General features: G+C 48.3%; 11 protein-coding genes and 1 pseudogene. 9 read left to right on the top strand and 3 right to left on the bottom strand.

Annotation, left to right across the window (positions count from 1 at the left end):
- Nucleotides 1–220: 220 nt before the first annotated feature.
- Nucleotides 221–679, top strand: a complete 459-nt coding sequence (locus PsW74_RS26610) for a transposase (RefSeq protein ID WP_082830721.1) — start codon at nucleotides 221–223, stop codon at nucleotides 677–679.
- A gap of 115 nt (nucleotides 680–794) precedes the next feature.
- On the opposite strand, the gene PsW74_RS26605 is transcribed toward PsW74_RS26610, so the two are convergent.
- Both PsW74_RS26605 and PsW74_RS26600 read right to left on the bottom strand, forming a co-directional pair.
- Nucleotides 795–5723 carry an RHS repeat-associated core domain-containing protein gene (locus PsW74_RS26605; protein WP_063289670.1) on the bottom strand — a complete coding sequence of 1643 codons (4929 nt, stop codon included), beginning with the start codon at nucleotides 5721–5723 and terminating at the stop codon, nucleotides 795–797.
- Nucleotides 5724–5894: 171 nt separating this feature from the next.
- Nucleotides 5895–6392 carry a hypothetical protein gene (locus PsW74_RS26600; RefSeq protein WP_063289669.1) on the bottom strand — a complete coding sequence of 166 codons (498 nt, stop codon included), beginning with the start codon at nucleotides 6390–6392 and terminating at the stop codon, nucleotides 5895–5897.
- A gap of 704 nt (nucleotides 6393–7096) precedes the next feature.
- Between PsW74_RS26600 and PsW74_RS30060 the strand changes: the two are divergent.
- From PsW74_RS30060 to PsW74_RS26590, 3 genes and pseudogenes are all read left to right on the top strand, one after another.
- Nucleotides 7097–7582 (top strand): annotated as a pseudogene (locus PsW74_RS30060) (transposase); the annotation flags it as partial.
- Between the two features lie 382 nt (nucleotides 7583–7964).
- Entirely contained in the window at nucleotides 7965–12176 is a 4212-nt protein-coding gene (locus PsW74_RS26595; protein ID WP_063289668.1) for a VCBS domain-containing protein, read from the top strand.
- 364 nt (nucleotides 12177–12540) lie between these two features.
- A complete protein-coding gene (locus PsW74_RS26590; RefSeq protein WP_063289667.1) occupies nucleotides 12541–13152 on the top strand; it encodes a hypothetical protein in 612 nt (203 codons plus the stop codon).
- Between the two features lie 31 nt (nucleotides 13153–13183).
- Here PsW74_RS26590 and PsW74_RS26585 read toward each other — a convergent pair whose 3' ends face one another.
- Nucleotides 13184–13816 (bottom strand): hypothetical protein, encoded by a 633-nt coding sequence (locus tag PsW74_RS26585; protein WP_206599960.1) that lies wholly within the window; start codon nucleotides 13814–13816, stop codon nucleotides 13184–13186.
- Between the two features lie 349 nt (nucleotides 13817–14165).
- On the opposite strand from PsW74_RS26585, the gene PsW74_RS26580 reads away from it, so the two are divergent.
- The 5 genes from PsW74_RS26580 (at nucleotide 14166) to PsW74_RS26560 (ending at nucleotide 19882) form a co-directional block, all read left to right on the top strand.
- Complete coding sequence (locus PsW74_RS26580; RefSeq protein ID WP_063289665.1) at nucleotides 14166–14732, top strand: hypothetical protein; 567 nt, start codon at nucleotides 14166–14168, stop codon at nucleotides 14730–14732.
- Nucleotides 14733–15448: 716 nt separating this feature from the next.
- Nucleotides 15449–16168, top strand: a complete 720-nt coding sequence (locus PsW74_RS26575) for a LuxR family transcriptional regulator (RefSeq protein WP_063289664.1) — start codon at nucleotides 15449–15451, stop codon at nucleotides 16166–16168.
- Nucleotides 16169–17030: 862 nt separating this feature from the next.
- Nucleotides 17031–18029, top strand: coding sequence for a TRAP transporter substrate-binding protein (locus PsW74_RS26570; protein ID WP_063289663.1), 999 nt, complete (start codon nucleotides 17031–17033; stop codon nucleotides 18027–18029).
- Nucleotides 18030–18101: 72 nt separating this feature from the next.
- Nucleotides 18102–18602 carry a TRAP transporter small permease gene (locus PsW74_RS26565; RefSeq protein WP_063289662.1) on the top strand — a complete coding sequence of 167 codons (501 nt, stop codon included), beginning with the start codon at nucleotides 18102–18104 and terminating at the stop codon, nucleotides 18600–18602.
- On the top strand, nucleotides 18599–19882 hold the full coding sequence (locus PsW74_RS26560; RefSeq protein WP_063289661.1) for a TRAP transporter large permease: 1284 nt from the start codon (nucleotides 18599–18601) through the stop codon (nucleotides 19880–19882). The genes PsW74_RS26565 and PsW74_RS26560 overlap by 4 nt, the downstream gene beginning before the upstream one ends.
- Nucleotides 19883–19896 lie beyond the last annotated feature (14 nt).

The following is a 19896-nucleotide window of genomic DNA, read 5'->3' as shown; positions in this document are numbered from 1 at the left end:
CTTTGCCAATGTCGATGCCGACGGAAAGAAGTTCTGTGATCATGGGACTGCTCCGGTTTCATAAGAACAGGATCACTATAGAGCCTGCGCCTTCGGGGAGCAGGCGGTCCATCCCATTACCGGACATTCAAACGTTTCCATCAAGAATTGAGACTATTTCAACGTGAGTACTCTCATATATTGAGTAACGACATCTTCGCGCGGCTCTTTATTGTAATTTGTGTCGATTGCAGGCTGGTTTAGGTGCTGGGAACGGAGAACAAGAAGACAAAAATCCGCTCGCATCTGGGCACATGTGAAAGGCGAGGGTCCCTTTGCTGGAACAGCGTCTCTTCTTGTCTGGTACCAGTTCATTATTGATCGCAAAGGCGAGCATCCGCAAGGTCATCTCAATGGATACAAAGGCTGGATTCATGCTGGTGGCTATGCCGGGGTCAACGGCTTATTCGGGGAAGATAACGCCACAGGAATGGCCTGTATGGCGCACATTCGCCGCGTGTTCGTCGATATCCATGCATCTCAAGGCTCATCCATCGAAGGCAAGGCCATTCAATGGATGCAAGACTATGAGATCACAAGGCTGAGGGAAGGCTGCAGCTATCGCATATATACTCATACAATGGAGAACATTCAAAAATCTGAAGCGCTAACTCCAGAAATCAACGAGCTCGCCGCCTGACTACCCCACACTTTTGAATGCTCTCCCAGACGGGAAAGTCTCTGCTTTGGCACTATTGATTAAGCCAGTCTGGACAGAGGGGCCCAAGTTCAGCGCCCCCTCTGCCCTGTTTCAGCTATGCTATGAGGTTATGATTGAAGCTCTTCACCTGAAGGGCATCAGCAATCTGCTGAGCATTATCAAAACTGCCATTCGTGATAATCTCCAACTGGTGGCCTTTAAAGCCTCCTACGGTCTCAAGATGCTTAATAAAGAGGTCTTGAGATATTGGACGAAGCTCGCTGGCCGATGTGTGCAGATTGGTGCCAACCTGTATCTCGCCATCGACGATCTTGTAGGAGAGAAAATTGACATGTTCCAGCGGCTCACCGCCCGCTCCTCTTCTGTTCCTTGTGACAGGGGCATCAGGGTCAGGCGTAAGATGACCCAGTGGATCCGTGATGTTTTCAACCTCTCCATAAAAGTGGAACTTCTTCGAGCCCATAACTGCTGAACTGACGGTGCCTAGCTCTGCTTCTGTAACCGGGAGCACTGGCTCTTCTTTGGCAGGGCTCGCCATAGGGTTTTCAGACCCGGAGCGACTATAGCGTGCGGTGATCCCGCCGGTGCCTGCACCCAATGCCAAGCCCAAAACATTGGCTTGCGAGAAGAAGGGCTGATTGTAAGCAACTGCGGTTATACCTCCAGCCATTGCCGCATCAGTAAGGCCAGACGCTGCACCGGCGAAGACTTTGCCTGCACCAGCCCGTAGCACACGCTCCATGCCAACACCAGCAGCACCTCCAGCTCCTCCGCTCAAAATATCAATGGCGATTTGCTTTCCGGTAATTTGGTTACCAAGTACAGCAGAGGCCGCAAGGTCGCCTGCTGTCGCACTCAACGCCCCAGTAAGGGCTGAGGCAGCAAGGCTAGCACCCAGGGATTCCCCAGCCCACGCGCCCAAAGGCCCGCCCAATAAAAACCCAACGGACAGTCCAACCGCAAACCCCACGCCAAAGGCGATCGTGTCCCTCGCATCCAGGCCAAGCGGGTCCATTTTGCCGATCGGATTGCCATCCGCATAAGCATAGCGGTTGAGTGAGATTTTGGGGTCCATCGACAAGAATCGCATGGCTGCCGGGCTGTACCACCTGGCCCGCATAAAGGTCAGCTCGCTATCGGGATCAGTGTACTGTCCGTTCCAGTTGAAGCTGTTGGGCCGGATAAGCGAGGATTGCGCGCTAACTTTGCCATAATCTGAGATTTGAACCTGATTGCTGCTTGTCTGCGTGCGTTGCAGGCGCACAGAGTTCGCGGCATTTGAGAAGGTCACAGCGCCAGTTTCATCTGTTTGCGCAACAAGCTGGTTTTGCGACCACACCAATGCGTGATGCGTGCCGTTTCCCGTATCGCTTTTGGTTTCCACCGAGGTAAATGATCCGCCAACCGTATACAGCTTGTCTGTGGCGCTGCCATTGTCGACCGAGCTCAGCATCCCATTGGCGGTGTAGGTGTTTTGGATCTCCGGTTGGTTTGCGGGCTGAACAGCGGTCAGCAAGCCCAGCCCATCAAACGTGTATTTCTTGCCGTCAACATCCTGTATCATCCGCCCATTGGTGTCATAGACCGCCCCATGGCTGGTGAGTTGGTTTAAGGCATTGTACTCATAGTCCTCTCGCTTGCCGTCAACACTATGCGAAAGGATGTTGCCAGCACCGTCGTAGCTAAAGGTTTCACTGCGCAGGACCTCACCTAGCGCGTTTTTCAGGTCTGAGCCAACAAGCTGCTCCAGCCCGTTATAGGTCATGGATCGGGTCGTCTCGACTGTTTCACCCGTTTCATTTTGCCAGCGAATTGTCAGATCACTCAGATGCGGCCAGTCGTTGCGTGTCAATTGCGCACGAAACAGCTCAGCGTTGTTGGCATCAGTTGTTGTAAGCAGACTGATCTGCGAAAACGCATCAAAGTCATAGACTGTATTTTGCGTCATCCCAGCCTCAACACTCTGGCCCACGAGTATACCGTGGATGTTGTTGACTGTTCCCCAAGTATTGGTCAGGACTACATTTCTCGTGGTCTGCTGGGAAATGCGGTTGTAGCCATCATATTCATAGCTAGTCCTTGCACCATCAGGTAAGGACATGCTGATCACTCTGCTCAGGGAATCCTTTTCCAGCTTTACCCTGCTCCCATCGGAGTAAGTGATGGAAGACGCCGTGCCATCGAGTGAATACTCGTAGATCAACCGATCAGTCCCATGAGATGCTTGTTGTAAGCGCCCATTAGGCAAGTAATTATAGGAAAACGACGCATCCCCAGCTTCAATACTTGTCAGCCTGCCAGCATCATCATAGCCATAACTAAACTGTGTACCATCAAAGAGGGTTTTCAGAGACAGTTTACCATCTGAATTGTATTCTCTACGTTCTTCCTGACCAAGCTGATTTCTCAGGGTCACCAGATTACCAAGCTTATCAAAGGTCAGCGTGTCACTGTTAACCTCCGGCTGTGCCTGATCATTGTTGACGATCTGGCGGGAAATCATCGTAGTATTGCCAAGCAAATCCCGGGTTAGCGAGGTGGTTGAGGCCACGCGCAGATCTTCATCCTCAGGAATACCGATATATGCCGTTTGCAAAAGAGAGCCGCTGGGATCGTAAGCGTATGTTTTTGCTGCGATAAAAGTTGCGTCCTCATCTTTTATGCGAAAGTCGCTTACCGACATCTGTTGGCCAAACCCGTCATAGGTGAAGTTACGCAGGCGCGCTTGCGCCGGTAGGTCACCCTGTTTGAACGCAAACAGAGTGTTTTGAATGATCTGTCCCAGACCATTACTCTTTACCTGATTGCGACGATCTCCGTTTATCGCCATGATTTTACTGCACTCAACATCCTCATAGGTAACAGTAAACTCGTTGCCAATTGAATCAGTGCGCTTAATTTCCCGACCAAGACCATCATATTCATCGCTGATAACTTGTCCTGTCAGGTCTGTATGGCGTGCCAGCAGACCCAGGGCGTTGTAGGTTGAAACGCTCAGCACGCGGGTCAGCTGTGGGTTCTCCTGAGTGGGGTCGCCGTTGTCTTCCTGTTTGATTTTCCTGCCATTTTCATCATATGTGGTGCGCACTTCATAACCATTCTCGTTATGAACAAGCATATAATTGATTGCCGCTTCCGAGGACCCAGAGGTGGTATGAACCAGACCATAGGAATACGTGACCGTGGTCCCAAGAGGGTTTTGTGAGGATGTCAGGCGGCCAGAAGCATCATAGGTGTAGCGATAGGAGTGGCCTTCCGGGGTGGTTTGCTCAACGCATGGCCCCGTAGGCAAACGCATGTCAAATACAGATGTGCTGATGCCACCATTTGCATCTTTAAGGGAAACGGACAACTGGCCCGTGCCACTATCAAAACTTTGGGTAAAGCTGTTGCTGATCGTCTCATCCGGGTTCTCGCCATCCCCATTAGGCACTGTCCAATCGAGGTCCCAGCAGGTAGGCTGCCCGGATTCATCATAAAAGAAACTCTTGGTTTTAAAGGGATTATACGCTGATTGCTCAGGTAATTTCTGCGAGATTGCAACAGAAGCGATCGTCTTGGCATTGTCGCTTAGTCCAAAAGACAGTTTATGGCTTTTGTTCTCAATAAGATCTTCGTTCACCGTTTCCAATGGCATTTCACCGCCCCAGCCAGCTTCCACATAACTGTGCTTGCGCTCGCTGACCAGTTCAGTGCTGCCGGAAGTCAGGTCATACTGTTTACTACTGAGGATTTTGCCATAGTCATCATAGCTTGTTTCCGTTCTACTTTGCTCAATCCAGCTATCACCATCTGGATCATGGACACTATACGCAACGGATACCGGTTTGCTCATGTTAACACTGCGGTCATGGGCATCCGAAACGTACTCGTAAGTGTATGAGGTTCGATAGGCTTCAACCACATAGCGATCTTCATCCAGAAGGTAATGATGCTCATGCAGTGGACAGTGCAAAAAGTTATAGTACACACGCGATGCTGCGACCCGGTTGCCTTGCGCATCAAACCGCTGCTCCAGCGTATCATATTGATAAGTCTGGTGATCACCGCTCATCAGGCAGTCTTCGGTGGCGCTCAACCGGCAACCAATCGCATAGCCGGTAAAGGTGCGTCTGTCTGTATCAGAGCCATATGTATACTCAATAGAATCCACCTTGTTGCCTTGCGCATCAAGATGGATGATCTCGCGAATGGCAGGGAAGGAATACTCCGATCCCGCTTGGTCCAGATAGTCAATCTCGGAATAGTAAAGGTTGGTCAACAACCCGGTTGGATAAGTGATATTCGCAATCACAGTGGTGTCAGAGGCGGTTGTGTATTCAAACCGGATCACTGCACCAATCTGGTTGACAACATTTGCAATCCCATTGTCACTGTAGTTTATGGTCTGGGTGCTGCCATCTGGAAGATGAATTTCCACTGTGTTAGAGGGGTAGGAAAAACTAACCGTCTGGCCGAATGAATCTGTGATACTTTCCAAATAGTTATTGAAGATATCAGTGTCTTTGTTGATGTAGGAATATTGCAGGGAATTGCCAAAAATATCCGTGTGCACCACCAGTAATCCCGTGGCATCAAAGTAGCTCACCCCACCATCATTGTAGGCGAGCTTGTAGATATACTCTCCCTCTCCAACAGGAAGTGGTTGGCTCTCAGTGTATTGCGTAAACTTCTGGCCGTGATCATTCACGTATTTCAAACCGGATTGGTAACCTGAACTATCCTGCCAGTCAGGATCGATGACGAAGGTCTTGCCCTCGACTATTAAAGTCTTGCTGCTTGGATCATTTTGGTCAAACGCCACAAAGGGTAAGTTATAGTTCCAGCCATCCGGCAGGCCCAGCAGACCGGCTGTTCCAGCTTGATAATAAGCTGCAAGTCCTAGGCTGATTGCCTCTGTCTTTCCGCGCAGGTGTACCAGAGGAATTTGCACAAAAAGCGAGCCGGTGTTTTTGTTTACATACTCGTTGTATTGCAAGATTTGGTTGAAGGCCTGAGACCCACGGTATTGTGATTGTGACATGATAAACCTCAGTTTTTATTGCTGTTTTGGAGGTATTCGATTGAGCATCGAGAGAAACCCGCACACCAGTCGCAGGCTTATAGGACGAGTACTTCGCGGGGAATGACGACAGAATAGGCCAAGGCAGTTTGCGGTGCACCAGCACCTGCAAACTGCTTCAGGCAATGGGCATTAGTCCATATCAAACTGAATGTAGAGCGGGCCGGTTTCGCCAAAAGGCCAGGTAATTGTTGAGGATACACAGTCAGCCTCTGAGGGGCAAACATGTGTATTGGGAACCTGATCTTTAAGATCCATAGTGTTCAAACCAAAGCTAAGCGACCAATCTGTAGATGTGGAGCCGGACTCTGTCTGATCATCTGTGAAATAACTTAGGGACCAATTGGATTCAGAAGTAGAACAACCAGAGAATATTCTATCATCTGCTTCCACATAACCAACAGATACACAAGAAACCCCCTTGCGCTCTACTTCAACAAAATTGTCTCTGCCAGTTTCTCGCATACAGTAATCTCCAGATCCGCCGGCCTGAAAATTAATTGTGGTCTTTTCACTGGGCTCATTCGTATACTTCACACAGGCATAAACAACTGCACCAGCTCCTGCAAAAGCTGAGCTGGACATGAGTGTCGCTGCGACAAAAGCAAGCATGCAAACTAACACACGCATATTATAACTCCTTCTTATTCTATTATTACTGGCTGATTACTTCAATCATTCACCAGTCTCTGCCATTTTGCCCGCATTTTGTTTTTGACGCGTGTGGCTCCCTCACTCACTAATCAGGGACAAATCAACTTGAAGTATAACGTTGTGTTAATTGCAGTGCCGGAGAAAGAGCGATCAAGCGATATTGTTGCCAGAGAAACTTCTGTCAGCTCGCGCAATTAGACCAATCGGTATAAAACTGAGGGAATTTGCGGTCTTAAGGGCCGATCCTCGCGGCCAAGGGCAAAGTCACATAATGAAGCTTGTTGTTGGCGGGCTGCAACTAGCTGTAGTGGCTTGATATTATCGATGATTTTGGGCTCAGATTATTTGAGACTGTAATTTCGCTTCGGCTCAAATTACCTGAGACTGGGCTCGAATTAGTTGAGACAGGCTCAGATTTCTGAGAATGAATGCAACGCACTGAAATCGTGGGGGATTTGGCAAAGGGCCAGAAGCCGCCATTAGAGCGTTTCCACCAAGAGTTGAGCAAATTCTCCAGAAGCGTCTTCAGCTATTTTCATGAAGGGCCTGGAATTCTCTAAACAGCCATTCATGTAGCATGCCGTTCTGCCTCATTTCTCACTCCAGTCAGTAGGATCGTGGGCCAAAACACTCCCTTACTCAAATCGATCGATCTGTCCATATAGATTCGACGGGGAACAATTATTCGCAATGACTTACGCTGGCGGGACGCGCCGATAGAATACGGCCCTTACAAGATTTTATGTAACCGGTTTGTGTGCTGGTCTCAAAAAAAGTGTTTTGAAAAGATCTTTGAGGAGCTGGCCAGCTCCACAGGCCCTGAAGCTAATATTCTGATGATCGATGCAACGCACCTTAAGGCCCACCGCACCGCTTAAAGCCTGAAAAAGGGGGATCGTTCCGCGCCTGATCGGGTGCACGAAGGGCGGCATGAACACAAAACTCCATGCTGTGAGAGATGAGGTGGGCCGTCCGTTCAGCCTTCACCTGATCCTCGGGTAAACCAGTGATTACAAGGGAGCTGAGGTACTATTACTCGATTTACCCGCTGCCTAGGTATTGATCGCAGATCGCGATTACGACAGTAACAAGGTAAGAAAAACCGTTGCCCCAATATATTCAAATCAGCAATTTACATCGCAGCAACTGTGATATTCTGGCTATGAATCCTGAGCCTAGGATTACGAAGGACAATAAGGGGTTGAGCGAAGCCTTGGCCGTGGAGCGGGAAAGAACTGAGATCACCGCTCGTCTAGCTGATCTACTCACACCAAAAGCAAGGTTTTGTCATTCTAAAGCTGATGGGGGCCACTCTAAAGTTCCGCTACCTCGATTTCTTGGTGGTCAGCATCACCAAAACACCACATATTCTTTTGTTACCTAGTATTTGTCGAAAAGCCGAACCCATTTATTGCGCCTTCTCATTAAATATATAATAAAAGTAAATACTTACAATGTTTACTGATTACTTTTCCTATGGACCACACTGCAAAATTATACTTATATGCAACATACAACTAATGGTAAGCGGTACTTTGGGAATATTATATGTTTGATACCAGTAATACCTCCAGCGATAATCACACTCCCGTATTTCTAGACTCAGAGCTGATCTCTGATTTCATCAAGCTCACTTCCGACCAGATTGTCCAGACTGGGCAGCTCGGCAACGCAGTTGCGATCAATGGAAATGGCGTGATTGTTGCCGGTGCTCGAGATGATGCACCAGATAGCAATTATCAGGCTGGCTCAGTCGTCATCTTTACGCCGTTGGAAGACGGTACTTACGTGGAACACCAACTCATTGCCCCCGACGGGGTTGCTGGCGAACATTTTGGCGACGCGGTTACTATTGCCGATGATGGCACCGTTGTCGTAAGTGCGACCACCGCTTCCCCCGATGGAAACTCTGAGAGCGGCGCTGTCTATGTCTATAAACCAGATGGCAATGGCGATTATACCGTTCCTATAATGCTTGTTGCCTCAGATGCCACACAGCTCGATAATTTTGGCTCATCTGTAGCCATAAACGAAAGTGGTCAAATCATTGTCGGCGCAGCTGGCGATGATGCTAATGGTGACCTTGGCGCAGGTTCGATATATATCTACACACCTGAAGCATCAGGAGGCTACAGCGAGATCAAACTCACCGCGCCGGAGGGTGAAGGTCTGGCAAATTTCGGCAGCTCCATTTCTTTCAATGAAAGCGGCCTGATCGTTGTCGGAGCAAAGGGCGAACTAAACGATACGGGCGCGTTATATGTCTATCATTCTTCTCTCGATGGATATTCAGATCCTGTTAAGCTGGATGCTCCTCAACTCCAAATCGGAGACAAACTCGGTACGTCCGTTGCTGTTAACGAAAATGGGCAAATACTAGTCAGTCAGCCTGGCAATTGGATTGATGGGGGAGCTGCAACCGGGTCCGTCTTGCTTTATACCCCAGATGCAGATGGTAATTATTCTGGTTCAATTGAATTTATAGCAGCTGATGGTGATGCTAGCGACACGTTTGGCTCTGCCGTTGCGATCAACTCAAGCGGTACCTTCGTAGTCGCAGCTGCAAACGATGAAGCAAACGGCTACGCCTCTGGCTCAGTTTATGTCTTCGTCCCGCAGGAAGATGGCACTTATAAAGAGTTCAAGATTGGTGTACCGGACGTAGTTGCCGGTGATGGATTTGGCTTTGCTGTTGCCATTAGCGAAGATGGCACTGTCACCATTGGCAAGCCGGGTAATGACAGCACAACCGAAATCAATACTGGTGCGATATACGTCATTAAGCCAGACCCGAATGGTGATTATAGCCGGACCGCCAATGAGTTGGCGCTTTATGAAACAACCGACACCTCGGACATTGTCGGCCAGCTGAGTTTGTCATTCTCCGATGCGGATGTGACGGACGTAGGCCACACGGCAAATATAAAAGGCCTCAGTCTATCAGGTGTTCAGAACGGCCTGAACAAGCTCACCGAACAACAACTGTTAGATCTGCTTACCATTGGCTCCATTGACACTTCAGACCAGTCGCTCTTCGGAAAAGTCAATCTTGACTTCACCGCAGGCTATGAGGTGTTCAATTACCTGGCTGAAGATGAGGAAGTCACACTTACCTACACGGTGGAGCTGGATGACGGTAATGGCGGCACGACCGAGGGCACGGCCAAAATCATAATCATCGGCACTAACGATACACCACACGCGGATGATGTTGCAGTAACGGTCTCAGAAGATGATCGTGACTATTTGATCCAGACCGGTCTCGTTGACCCTGATCGTTCAGACCGCTTAGCAATTACATGGGATGATGATAGCGTCAAAGGCAAACTCGAGCGCTATGGGAACAACTTTGAGTACTCGGCGTTTCCGCACTTCAATTACCTTGCTGAAGGCGAGAGTGCCACAGAGACCTTTACTTATACCGCTGATGACGGTCACGGAGGCGTTATCACGCGCAACGTAACAATCACTGTTGAAGGGGAAAATGATCGCCCCATCGTCAGAGATATTGAAGCGACCACTTTAGAGAACCAAGAGGTCGGTATTGCACCAGATTATAGTGATGTGGATGCCTCCGACACGCATACGATTAGTTTCGACAGCAGAGAAGCAAAAGGGACAGTCACATTTATTGATGGTGTTTTCCATTATGATCCCAATGGACAGTTCGATCATCTGCTTGAAAAACAACGTGGGTATGACACTTTCACTTATACGGTCGATGATGGGCATGGTGGTATTGTTACTAAAACAGTGACAGTTACAATTGTTGGCGTTGTCGATCCTGTTTCTGATTTACGGATTGAAGCCCTGCCAAATAATATGGAAATAGTGCCTCAAATTAACAATGATTATGACCAATACTCTCATGTGACCGCGACATCTGAGAACGGTGTCATTGTTGTAGGAGCTCCTCATGCAAATCTGACAGAAGGGATTATACATGTATATCAACCGGATGGTTTCGGGAGTTACATAGAAACTAGGATTTCTCCATCAGATGGTCAAATATCAGATTATTTTGGATGGCATGTTGCCATTAACCAATATGGAACCATCGTTACCGGCGCGTACAGGGCGAACGATGATCATGGCGCTATTTATATTTATGAACCGGATGGTAACGGCGGATATACCGAAACCAAACTAACCTCATCTTTAGACCAAAGAGAATTATTTGGTTCGTCTGTCTCCATAGGTGATGATGGAACCATTGTTGTTGGTGCCTATTGGGGCAAAAACAATACCGAAACCAGCGGCGCTACCTACATCTACAAGCCAGATGGATCTGGAGGATATTTAGAGACTCGATTAGCTCCAGATGACATTTCTCTGCAAGACGCCTTTGGAAAAGACGTCATGATAAACTCTGAGGGCATAGTCGTTGTTGGTTCACCAAGTAACGATGACTTGGGATTTGAGGCTGGTGCAATTTTTGTATACAGGCCTCAAGCTAGCAGAGGATATGAAGAAGTAAAACTTCATTCATCAGACGCAGCAGAAAGAGATCAGTTCGGTGAAAACATCACCATCAATGATGATGGAGTGATAGTGGTTGGAGTTCCCACAAAAAAGGCTGTGTACGTTTATACACCTGATGAAACCGGAACTTATTATGAAACGAAGCTAGGAGCTACAAACAATTTATACCAAGAATTTGGAGAAGCAGTCGATATAAACTCCAACGGGTTAATCGTTGTTGGCGTACCAGGGTATACTTACATTAATTCCCAAGGCGATCGAGTAACGAATTTGGGTGGGGTTGCTGTTTATACACCTGATACCGACGGAGGATACACGGAACAATTCTTGATTCCCCCAATCATTGGATACATTGGGCGTAGTCATGAAAATGGGAGATTTGGGACATCTGTTTCAATATCAGACTCCGGAGTTGTTACCGTAGGATTCCAGACAGCCTACTCACATAGAGCTCGAACCTATCAACTCGTCCCCGACGCTGAAGGTCAATATAGCTTGGTTAAATCAGAAGCAACTATTGATGAGACTTCAGATTATGCACCTGTACAAACTGCAGTAGACGTTGTTTTTTACGATAAACACGTTTTGTCCCATACTCATGAAGGGAAAGCTATTGCTGTTGAAGCCAGCGGTAATGTGGATGGTCTCGATACCACATCCTTGCTGGAATTCTTAACTTCGGATGGATTTTCACGTGGCTACGGCGACAATGTACCTGCAGGGTATGGAAGAGCACATTTTACATTTGACGCACCAGCACATATGTTCGATTATCTAAATCGTGGAGAAAACGTTACTTTAATCTACACGATTGAAATCGATAATGGCAGCAATACTCCCACTTCCACAGAGATCAAAATAACAATCAACGGCCGTGACGATGTGGGCACAGTAGCAAGCGATACTCTTACAGGCAGTGATTTTAATGACACGATGCTTGGCCTTCAGGGAGAAGATACAATCGACGGAGGGAAAGGAGCTGACTTTATCGACGGTGGTGAAGGGAACGACACTCTTACTGGTGGTTCATCCTCGGACACCTTCCGGTTTGTAGGTGTCAGTTTTGGCAACGATGTCATCACTGACTTTGAAGCAGGTTCAGGTATCCAAGATTTAATCAAGTTCGATCAGACAGCATTTGCCGACTTCAATGCGATCATTGAAGCCGCAAGCGAGAATGGCGCTGATACTGTGATTACTCTCGGAATAAGCAATTCTGTCACTTTGAAGAACGTTTCAATTGCAGAGCTGAATCAAGACGATTTCCAATTTGTCTAACGCGTTCTAATAAATCTAGGCCTTCGGCGAATGCTGAAGGCCTTTATTACTGTATGATATTTAGCCGAAATCAAAGCGCGTCCGGCAAATACATGACTTCGGCCTTTGATCAAAGTAGTCAACTTGGGATCGATCTTGACCAGCTTAGCGCTGAGGGCCACTAGCCGCCGTTGGGGCGTTTCTAGCAAGGGTTGAACCAGTTCCACCAAGAAGCTTCTTCAGTAACTCTTGTGTAAACAATCTGTAACTACCCGAAGGCCCCTTTGCGGTCATTCCAATTTTGCCTATGATGGCCTCCTTGCCTCATTTTGGGTGCCTACATGGCTATTCACACCATACTGAGCAACTAGGATCAGAGGTTGATATGTCATATGCAAACGACGTCGAATTTGCGTCTAAAAATATTATCGAATTAATCATGGGTGAGCAAAAGTCACTGTCCCACCTCCAAACTTTACTAGCCTCAGCTGAAGCCAAACGGAAGCACTTTGAGCGGGATTTTCGTACCAGTGATATGAATGATGATTTCTCGGACGCTCACGTACAGCACGCTTTTGTTAGTATGGCAAAGGCTGCGCAAGATGCAGGCACACTTAAGAACCAAATACCCAAGGTTCAGCAATCAATAATAAACCATGAGGCAAGCGTCGATTCCCTATGTGGCGCTCTGTTGCAGATTGCAAAACAGGGAGTTTCCATTGTTCACGGAGGGTTACAGAATGCGCCAGATGGCCGACTCGTCGGAACAGCAAGTTTGAAAGCAATTGTTTGGCAAGGACGGAATCAAGCCATTCACTACGAGGAAAATAATCCGCACCCACCTACTGCCGCTCTTTTCCAATCGCTCGAAAATCAATTTGGAAATGACTTCTCACTAACCGCCAATGCTGGGAAAAGCCTTGCGAAACGCATCGTTGATCTGCTGGAATGGTACAATTTGGACAAGTTCAATGCCGATATGCTGACACTATGCTGACACTCCAATTATAGTGTGTCGCGCTTCGCACTCACGCCTCCACAATAATTTTAATACTACTTGGGTCTACCCCAAACGTAGCAGCCAAGCGGCGCTTTGCTTCCCCAATCGACAGCGTGGCCTCATCAGGTGAATGGGAAATCAAGCCAGTATCACCCTTACTATCAGTATCCGAGTGGTCGGCAGTGATTTGTGATTCAGGAGAGAGCGCGATGGTTGCTATCGGCGGAAATTCAAGACCTGCGCCCGCGCCAACATGACTTACAGGCTCGTTTGCGTCTGGAAGATAGAGAGAAACCCAAACACCACGGCCTATTGGTATTTTATGCCCTGCGCTCTTCCGCGCTTCATATGCCCGATTGAAGCGCGAACGGACTTCATCGCCGTCAATCAAGTGAACCTTAGCAAATCTAGGCTCATCTTTATCATCGACCGATACTGGGACAACCGCATCAACTTCATCGAGCGTCCGCCAGCTTTCATCGCCCTCTGTGCGCGGGAAAGCTATCCATGTGTCTTGAGTGGTTCGAATTGAAACGATCTTACTATCACTGCTTTTCGTAATGCGCCGAACGCTCGATTTGCCGCTACCAGCTACTCGCTCCACCTTCCAGCCGTCTGCCTCTAGAGCGCTCACTGCAATCTGAAACAATTGGGTTTTCATACTCACCTTCTTTGGTGTTCCGTATACGTTTGTCATCCATTCCTCGCAAGTACAGTCATATTTGGATTACTCCTTCAATATTACAGGAATAAAGCGGAGAATCAACGCCACCTCTGTTTGTTCCTCAGGAACAAACTCGCACGAACATCTAAAATGCCTCATTCCAAGCCGTCTTACTGTTCCCAATTGTGTTAAATCAACCCTTCGCCAACGGCGGCTGTGCGGGCTTTCGGACACAAACTGCAAGCACCTACTTGAAGCTTCTATGTGTGAGATATGTAACATTTTCCCTTGATATGAACGATATGTCATGTTACATATCTCATATCAACCAATGCAGGGGAAAGCCATGATGCCCGTAGTCAGAATCAACGACGCCACTTTTGCTGATATCAGCACACTTAAGACATGGTTCAAAACCAAGTCGCCGAGCGAAACCATCGACCGCATTGTGCGGGAGGCGATGGAGCAACTCGGAATCGAACACGACGATGAAACAGAAGGTGATGCAGTCGCGTCAACTGATGGCACTCTGCTGTTCGATGCCGCACCAAGCCTCACGTTCACCAAGCCGATGAAGGCGACAATCAACGGCAAGACGATCCAAAATCCAAACTGGGCGGGAATCCTGCATGTGATGATAGAACAGGTGAAGGTTAAGGGGTTCGAGGGTGAAAAACTCGTCCGAGAGTTGGGCGTTCCATCCAAGGCAGCTAACTACGATGACGATGGCTACAGATACGTCCCTGAACTGGGAATCTCAGTGCAAGGGCAATCGGCTGCGGATGCATGGAAGGAAGTTGATCGGCTCGCTAAGAAATGGCGTATCCCAGTCAACGTCGAATTTGTTTGGCGACAGAACCCCAAAGCGCAGCACCCCGGCAAGGCAGGCGTTCTGCGGGCGGGCAGTTCCTAAGCCTGCGCTCTGAGAAATAGCTATAGCGAAGTTATTAAGCTTAGAATGCATTATTTTTCGAAGTTTGCTCGTTGGGTGAGCTATCTTATGGGCATGGCTACTTCGAGATCAGTCGGGCCAACTGCGGCCATTCGGGTGCTTCAATTAAGAGTTGCGCAAGTCTTTGCAGATGAGACTACGGTCTCTTTCTGAAGAGCTCTTCTCAGCATATGATTATGTGAAGCGCCCGATAAGATAAGGGGCATTTTGAGCCCAAAGCGGCTCTGGAATGGAGTTGTCCCCGTTGTCCCCCTCAGATATATCGTTGAGGTTTTTGCATCTATCCAGGGCAAATAGAAGCACGAAATCTGATCTCGACCATGTGTAAAAAAGTATAATGTTTTCATTGGATTAAATGCGGAACCGTATCAGTAAGAAAACACTAACCAAGTGTTAACGCGCTCTTTTCAATGTATTTTCCTAAAAAAAATCTATTTATAATTTGAAATCTGAAATTTTTAAATGATACCTATTCGAATAAAACATAGTGCAATTTAACAGTACTAATATCTATGGGCATATTTCTATTGGGAACGAAGTAATATTGAATACATTTATTTATTGTTATGAAAATAGTTAGCCTCTTTTAGATGATGGGTAATAGCTTCACCTTATAAATCAGGTGAATATTTCGTAAGGTAAGATTGTTGGAGGCATTATATGTAGGGGCGTATAAAATGAACTCATTGACTGCTGCACTAGAATTTATTGAATCTGTTAATAATGAAGAGACACCTGATCTTGTTTCTAAGCGTCTTGCTGAACTTGGTCAGTCTTTTGGCTTTACTAGTTTTTGTCTTGCCGCGATCCCCGAAGCTAACACATCCTTTGATGGGTCTATTATGTTGAGTGGCTGGCGGTCTGAATGGCAACAACGTTATCTCGATCGTAATTACATACAAAATGATCCGATTGTCGCGAAAGCGCGTACTGCTAGTCGCCCATTTCTTTGGTCCAGCGTTGCCCGTGATAGCAATCTTTCTGCAGCTGCACAGCAAGTTCTGTCAGAAGCGCGCGATTACGGAATGTATGACGGAGTGTGTGTGCCAGTGCGTGGCCTTCAGAACTATCAAGGCATGCTGATTTTTGGTGGACCAGAAGTTCGACTGAATGAACGCGAAATCAGTGTTCTTCATCTGGTTGGCATTTATGCGAGTAATAAAGTGCGTGAACTAGCTGGTTCAAACATCAGTCGTCCTCGTCATCGCATTACTCCTCGTGAACTTGAGTGTCTGAAGTGGGCAGCTGCAGGCAAGACAAGTTGGGAGATCAGTCAGATCCTAAATATTTCTCAACATACTGCGGACTGGTATCTGGCTTCGGCTGCCAGAAAGCTGCATGCTTCGAATAGAACACACGCGGTAGCTGAGGGTTTTCGGTTCGGCCTTATTCAATAAGTCTAAACGACACTTACTTATGCTCTCGGCAGGGTTCGCACCGCGCTTCCTGCTGTTTGCACTTTTACGGCATCCCGATTGTTGCAATTCAACCGATCGGTCAGGTGCAGCTACTCACGAGGCGATTAAGGCGTTGACTGTAAGCTTTTCTCTGAGTGCTTCGTAAGTGGCCGGTGAAGGTTGTAAAATCACTCCCACTGGTTGAGTTTTGCCTCCAGATCGACGTCCCCCTTGTAGCTGAGACGTTTGCCGAATGTGTTGCAGCGATTAGTTGAGCCCACCGCCAACTGCGGACATTCAAGAGGTTCTCCCTAGAGTTGAAGAAACATCCCGGCGTTCAGACAAACGAGCTTTGTCAAGAACCCCGCCTCACACCAGTTAAGGCGTGAGAACTGTGCGATTAGCTCATTACCGCGGTCATTTGCCTGAGGGTACGCATCTGCAGGTGCAAAATGACAATAATGTCCCCATTGGGGTCGTTTCAGGTAGGGGCAGAATAGTATGCTAAGTCGAGTGTCTCATCGTTTCAGCCACCCATATTCTCCTGTCAGCAAGATATGAGCCCATCCCAGCGGAGAAATGTGTGCCAGAAGCTCAGGTGGGCAATCCAGGCTATCCATTTTGGATCAACGACGTGATCGGGCAATTCTTTCTGGTGGGAATCCCTCACGCGCGTGTTAGTACCTAGGTCTCCTTAACTCACTTATATCTCTAGGACTTTTCTTCCAACGCTTCTCGCGATTGTTTACGCATCTTTTGCTGAACCCAATTACGTATAATGACGTATTTTCAAATTCATTGGTATAGTAGTATAGCAATGATGGGTTGCAGGGAGCAGCCAATCAAAATTAGGGAGGACGTCTTGTTTAAGAAGTCTGCAATTTGTCTGGGCGTAGCGTTGTCTGTGGGGCTAGCATTCGGCGCGTCAGCTAAAACCATCATTAAACTTGGCCACGGAACCAACGAACAGTTCCACATGCACAGAGCGATCGAGCATTTCAAAGAGCTGATCGAAACCGGTTCCAAAAACGAACTTGAAGTGCAGATTTTCCCGAATTCTCAACTTGGTCCGGATCGTGAAATGATCGAGAGCGTTCAGACCGGCATTCTGCAAATGGCAGTCTCTCCTTCGGCAATCTTCGCGGGTTGGGATCCTGCGTTTGCTGTGATTGAGCTTCCTTATATGTACGCAAGTAAGCAAATTGCTCTGGATGTCATGAACGGTCCAGCAGGCAAGGATATGCTTAACCGCCTTGATAATCAGAGACTCGTTGGTCTGGGTTACCTCGAGTTGGGTATGCGCAACATTACAAACAATGTGCGCCCGATTGAAAAACCTGAAGACCTGAAGGGCGTTAAGCTGCGCACCATGCAGGTGCCTGCACACGTTGATACCTTCACCGCTCTTGGTGCAAACCCGACTCCAATGAATTTTGGTGAAGTGTACTCAGCGCTGCAACAGGGTGTGATTGATGGTCAGGAAAACCCGATCGCAATCATCGACTCCCAGCGCTTCTATGAGGTGCAAAGCAACCTGTCTCTGACCGGCCACGTCTTTACAGTGTATCTGCCAGTTGTCAGTAAGCCTTTCTTTGATGGGCTGCCGGCAGATCAGCAGCAGCTTATTCGTGATGCTATGGCAAAGACTGCTGACTACCAGCAGGGGCTAGTGAACGCAGAAGAGTCCGAACAGCTAAAGCGCATTGAAGCTTCTGGCGTTAAAGTGATGAACCTTTCCCCAGAACAACGTGCGACCTTCAGCGAAATGACCGAGGGTGTGCGTGCCCAGTACAGAGACACCATTGGTCCTGATGCATACGACGCATGGGTTGAAGCCGTTGCAAAGGCAACAGCTGAGTAAAACTCTGGTTGGAGTGCTTGTCTGAGCACTCCTCCGTCTTCCCCAAAAAATAAGTCCTCGCAGGAGGAGAAAATGTCTTACCTCAAATGGCTTAACGCCAATTTGGAACGGGTTCTTATTGCCTCGCTTCTGGCTGGAATGGTATTGCTGATCTCCGCAAATGTGTTCATGCGCTACGTCATGAATGCCTCGCTCTCATGGGGCGAAGAGTTGACCTTGTGGATCTTCGTCTGGTTCATCTGGCTTTCGGTCAGCTATGCGTTTCACCGCAGAGACCATGTGCGCATCACAATCTTCAAAACCGCTCTCAGCGAGCGCAAGCAACTTTGGCTGGAACTGGCCGTAGATCTTGCTGTTCTTGCGTTCCTTTGCGTCCTTTCCGTTGAGTGCATCAAGTTGATCATGGCGCCTTTTGTGGCTCATCAAAAGTCTGTCGTTCTCGGCTTCCCAATCCCCATTCTGTATGCCTCGGCCCCTGTTGGAGCTGTGCTGTCTTCCTTCCGCATTGCTCAGAACATCCTCAAAACCGTTCGCCAACTGGTTGCACCTCATAAAACCGGAGATCTGTCATGATTGCAGGTATCCTCTTTATCAGCCTGGTAATACTGCTGTTCTTCAGCATTCCTATCGGGATTTGCCTTGGCCTTTCCTCCATGATCGTCATGGTGTTTGTCGATGGCACTCCCCCCCTTGTGCTCCTCTCCCGCTCTGTGGTCACGGGCGCTGATTCATTCCCCCTGATTGCGGTGCCACTGTTCATTCTGGCGGGTGACTTGATGCAGCATGGCGGCATGTCACGCCGCTTGGTGTCTTTCTCCAACGCCTTGATTGGGCATATCCGTGCCGGTCTTGCTTATGTGAATGTGCTGGCGTGCGTGTTCTTTGCTGCAATCTCTGGCTCTGCTCCGGCAACTGTTGCGGCGATCGGTTCCAACCTCATCCCAGAGATGGAAAAAGTCGGCTACAAACGCCCGTTCTCAGGCGCTTTGACAGCCTCTGCCGGTATGATTGGCGTGCTTATTCCTCCGAGCATTCCCTTCATCATCTACGGTGTGACTGCTGAAGTCTCCATCGGCAAGCTGTTCCTGGCTGGGATCATTCCTGGTGTTCTGTTTGCGATCGTCTTCATGAGTACAGCACGTTACCTGCTGCGCAATGACGAGAAGATCGCCCAGTCCACCACGAAGTTTGAACCAGCCAACATCTGGGTCAGCTTTAAAGAAGCCATCTGGTCTTTGCTGGTTCCCGGCATCATTCTTGGTGGCATCTACAGTGGTGTGTTCACCCCGACAGAAGCTGGCGCGGTTGCGGTTGTTTATGCAACGTTTATTGGTCTGTTCCTTTACAAGGATATTGCCTTCAGGGACCTGTTCAACATACTTGCAGAAAGCGCAAAAACCAGTGGCACAATCCTGATCCTTGTTATCATGGCAACCGCCTTTGGTCGCCTGATCACCATCGCTCAGCTGCCTGCCGATCTGGCCCGCTCTCTAACCAGTTTCTCAGATAACCCGATTGTCATCCTGCTGCTGATCAACATCGTACTGCTGATCGTCGGCATGTTCATGGAAACTATTTCCTCGATCATCATCATGACCCCGATCCTGCTGCCGGTTGTGACAGCACTTGGTGTCGATCCGATCGTGTTTGGTGTGATCCTGACAGTTAATCTGGCGATCGGGTTCTGTACCCCTCCTCTTGGCGTCAACCTCTTTGTTGCCAGTGGTATTTCGGGCGTCTCTATCGAGAACCTCAGTAAAGCAATCTTGCCATTCTTTATCGGAATGCTGGTGCTGCTGCTGCTGGTCACTTATGTGCCCGCAATCTCTCTCACTCTTCCGTCGCTTTGGTAAATCAAGGAGTTATA

It is taken from the genome of Pseudovibrio sp. W74 (assembly GCF_001623085.1).
Lineage (GTDB): Bacteria > Pseudomonadota > Alphaproteobacteria > Rhizobiales > Stappiaceae > Pseudovibrio.
Note: the sequence above shows the minus strand (reverse complement) of the source record. Positions and strands in the feature narration are given on the sequence as shown.

What these genes read in the sequence shown, in the direction of transcription:
- PsW74_RS26605 (WP_063289670.1), bottom strand. Translation starts at nt 5,723, where the DNA reads ATGTCACAATCACAATACCGTGGGTCTCAGGCCTTCAACCAAATCTTG.
- PsW74_RS26600 (WP_063289669.1), bottom strand. Translation starts at nt 6,392, where the DNA reads ATGCGTGTGTTAGTTTGCATGCTTGCTTTTGTCGCAGCGACACTCATG.
- PsW74_RS26595 (WP_063289668.1), top strand. Translation starts at nt 7,965, where the DNA reads ATGTTTGATACCAGTAATACCTCCAGCGATAATCACACTCCCGTATTT.
- PsW74_RS26590 (WP_063289667.1), top strand. Translation starts at nt 12,541, where the DNA reads ATGTCATATGCAAACGACGTCGAATTTGCGTCTAAAAATATTATCGAA.
- PsW74_RS26585 (WP_206599960.1), bottom strand. Translation starts at nt 13,816, where the DNA reads ATGAAAACCCAATTGTTTCAGATTGCAGTGAGCGCTCTAGAGGCAGAC.
- PsW74_RS26580 (WP_063289665.1), top strand. Translation starts at nt 14,166, where the DNA reads ATGATGCCCGTAGTCAGAATCAACGACGCCACTTTTGCTGATATCAGC.
- PsW74_RS26575 (WP_063289664.1), top strand. Translation starts at nt 15,449, where the DNA reads ATGAACTCATTGACTGCTGCACTAGAATTTATTGAATCTGTTAATAAT.
- PsW74_RS26565 (WP_063289662.1), top strand. Translation starts at nt 18,102, where the DNA reads ATGTCTTACCTCAAATGGCTTAACGCCAATTTGGAACGGGTTCTTATT.
- PsW74_RS26560 (WP_063289661.1), top strand. Translation starts at nt 18,599, where the DNA reads ATGATTGCAGGTATCCTCTTTATCAGCCTGGTAATACTGCTGTTCTTC.